Origin of the sequence: Streptomyces solincola (assembly GCF_002982015.1) — a bacterium.
In the GTDB taxonomy this organism is placed as follows: Bacteria; Actinomycetota; Actinomycetes; order Streptomycetales; family Streptomycetaceae; genus Streptomyces; species Streptomyces solincola.
In genome coordinates, this window is the sequence record NZ_PVLV01000633.1 from 1 (window position 1) to 2,992 (window position 2,992).

Consider the following 2,992-nt stretch of genomic DNA (forward strand, 5'->3'; position numbering starts at 1 on the left):
GGGTGGGACGCCGTCTCGGGCGGTCCCGCCGCCGGCCGCGGCGGTCGCGTCGGCCTCGCGGTCGCCCGACGCGGCGCGGCGGCCGCGGGGGAGCACCCGCAGGGCGTCGGCGATGTCCGCCACCTCGATCACCTTCATCCCGGGCGGGACCTTGCCCGGGTCGCCCGGGACCAGGGCGTGGGTGAAGCCCAGCCGGTGCGCCTCGGCCAGCCGGCGCTGCACCCCGGTCACCCGGCGCACCTCCCCGGCCAGCCCCACCTCGCCGATGGCGACGAGGTTCTTCGGCAGCGGGGTGTCGCTGGCCGCCGAGGCCAGCGCCAGCGCCACCGCCAGGTCGGCGGCCGGCTCCGACAGCTTCACCCCGCCCACCGTGGCGCTGTAGATGTCCCGCTTGCCGAGCGCGCTGATCCGGCCGCGCTGCTCCAGCACCGCCAGCATCATCGACACCCGGGAGGTCTCCAGACCGGAGGTGGTCCGCCGGGGGGAGGGGATCTGGGAGTCCACCGTCAGCGCCTGCACCTCGGCCACCAGCGGGCGGCGGCCCTCCAGGGTGACCGTCAGGCAGGTGCCCGGCACCGCCTCCGCACGCCGGGTCAGGAACAGCCCGCTGGGATCGGCGAGACCGGTGATCCCCTCGTCGTGCAGCTCGAAGCAGCCGACCTCGTCGGTCGCGCCGTACCGGTTCTTCACCCCGCGCACCAGGCGCAGCCGCGCGTGCCGGTCGCCCTCGAAGTGCAGCACCACGTCCACCAGGTGCTCCAGCAGCCGGGGCCCGGCGATCGCGCCGTCCTTGGTGACATGGCCGACCAGCAGCGTGGACATGCCCCGCTCCTTGGAGGCGCGGATCAGCGCGCCCGCCACCTCCCGCACCTGCGCCATGCCGCCGGGCGCGCCGTCGATCTCCGGCGAGGCCACCGTCTGCACGGAGTCCAGGACCAGCAGCGAGGGCTTCACCGCGTCGAGATGGCCCAGCACCACCGACAGGTCGGTCTCGGCGGCGAGGTAGAGGTGGTCGTCGATGGCCCCGATGCGGTCGGCCCGCAGCCGGACCTGGCTCGCCGACTCCTCGCCCGTCACATAGAGGGTGGGGTGCTCCTCGCCCGCCGCCTTCGCCGCCACGTCCAGCAGCAGCGTGGACTTGCCCACGCCCGGCTCGCCGGCCAGCAGCACCACCGCGCCCGGCACCAGCCCGCCGCCCAGCACCCGGTCCAGCTCGGCCACCCCGGTCGAGCGGGCGGTGGCCTGGCGTCCGTCCACCTGGCCGATGGGCAGCGCGGCGCTGGACACCCGCCCGGCGGCGGTGGTCCGCACGGCGGGCGTCCCGTACTCCTCGACCGTGCCCCAGGCCTGGCACTCGGGGCAGCGGCCCAGCCATTTGGCGGTCGTCCAGCCGCACTCGGTGCAGCGGTAGGACGGCCGGTCCTTCGCGGATTTCGTACGGGCAGCCATGCGCCACACCGTAGCCGCCGGCACTGACAGCCGAGGCCGCGGAGACCTCGGGGGCCGGCTCCTTGAGACAGGGCCGCGGTCCGGGAGAGGCTCCGGGCCATGGAGTTCTTCTGCTACCACCGCGACCGTCCCCGTTCCCTGGACCTGCGCCGGGAGACGCTGGAGGAGCACTGGTCCTACATGGACCGGTACGCGAAGGAACTGATCGCCCGCGGGCCGACGTTCGCCGACGACGGGACGCCCAGCGGCAGCGTGCACATCGCCGACCTGCCGGACGCGGCCGCCGCCCGCGCGTTCGCCTTCGACGAGCCCGGTCACCAGGCCGGGGTCTACCGGGACGTGCTGCTGCGCCGGTGGCGCAACCTGTTGGGCCGCACCATGTGGCAGTTCCCCGGCGCGGGCGCGGACGCCCCCGCCTTCCTGGTGCTCGGTCTCGCCGAGCCCCGCCCCGTCGGGCCCGCCGACCTGGCGGCGCCCGCCGACGCCGACCGGCTGATCGCCTACGGGCCGCTGCTCTCGGACGACGGGGCCGCCCGGCTCGGCACGGCCGCCCTGGTCCGGTCCGCTGACCGGGCGGCGGCGCGCGCCCTGCTGTCCCCGCGGGACCACGCCGCCGTCGAGGTCCACGACTGGGAACCCGGCGGACGGCGCTGAGCCCGGCCGCGAACGGCGGGGGCGCACGGAGAACGAGGCGTGAGCTCGTTGTCCCCTTTCGAGCGATAGCTTCACCCGTAAGGAGTAAAAGCGCCCGAGGGGCGCCGGGGGCTCGCCCCGCGCTGCCTACGGTCACCAGGTGACGAGCAGCAGGCTGGATTCCCCGACGCACACCCCCGGCGCGCACCGTGCGCCGCGCCGCGCGCCCCGGAGCGGGCCGCGCACGCTGACCCAGCGCCCCCCGGCGCGGTACGAGCCGTACCTCGACGGGCTGTTCACGTACTGCCTCGCCGTGCTGGGCGACCACACCGCCGCCACCTTGGTGCTCGGCGACGTACTGGCCGTCTCCGAGCGGCAGTTCGGCCGCTGCCCGGCCGCCGAGCCCGACCGCCGGGCCTGGCTGTACGCGCTCACCCGCTGGGCCTGCCTGCGCGAGCTGGCCGAGCGCCGGGGCGCGCGGCAGGGGGCGCACGCCGGGCGCACCGGAGCCCGGCCGGCGTCCGCGCCCCGTGCCGCCGCCCCTGCCGCCACCCGTACCGAAGAGCACCGCGCCGAGGAGCACCGCGCCGAGGAGCACCGCGCGGAGCTGGCACTGCTGGCCTGGCCGGAGGCGGCCGGCACCAGCCCCGAGCAGCGCGAGGCCCTGGAGCTGGCCGTGCGCCACCAGCTCACCGCCGGCCAGGTGGCGGTCGTCCTCGGCCTGGCGCCGCCGGCCGCCCGCCAACTGCTCTCCGCCGCCGCGTGCGAGGTCGAACGCACCCGCGCCGCCCTCGCCGTGGTCCGCCGCGGCGACTGCCCGGCCGTCGCCGCCCTCGCCGGCGACGAGCGGATCCTGCTGTCCGCCGCGCTCCGCCACGAGCTGGTGCGCCACGTGGACGACTGCCCGCGC

3 protein-coding genes are annotated in these 2,992 nt (G+C 76.8%); 2 read left to right on the forward strand and 1 reads right to left on the reverse strand.

All coding sequences use genetic code 11. The annotated features are described in order from the left end of the window. On the reverse strand, positions 1–1,449 hold a 1,449-nt coding region (radA, locus tag C6N75_RS28510), incomplete at its 3' end, for a DNA repair protein RadA (RefSeq protein WP_258177666.1). A 99-nt stretch (positions 1,450–1,548) separates the two neighbouring features. On the opposite strand from radA, the gene C6N75_RS28515 reads away from it, so the two are divergent. Together C6N75_RS28515 and C6N75_RS28520 are read left to right on the forward strand one after the other, a co-directional pair. Continuing rightward, positions 1,549–2,103 (forward strand): YciI family protein, encoded by a 555-nt coding sequence (locus C6N75_RS28515; RefSeq protein ID WP_105871739.1) that lies wholly within the window; start codon positions 1,549–1,551, stop codon positions 2,101–2,103. Between the two features lie 139 nt (positions 2,104–2,242). Beyond that, the coding region (locus C6N75_RS28520; RefSeq protein WP_146132705.1) for an RNA polymerase sigma factor at positions 2,243–2,992 on the forward strand (750 nt) is incomplete at its 3' end.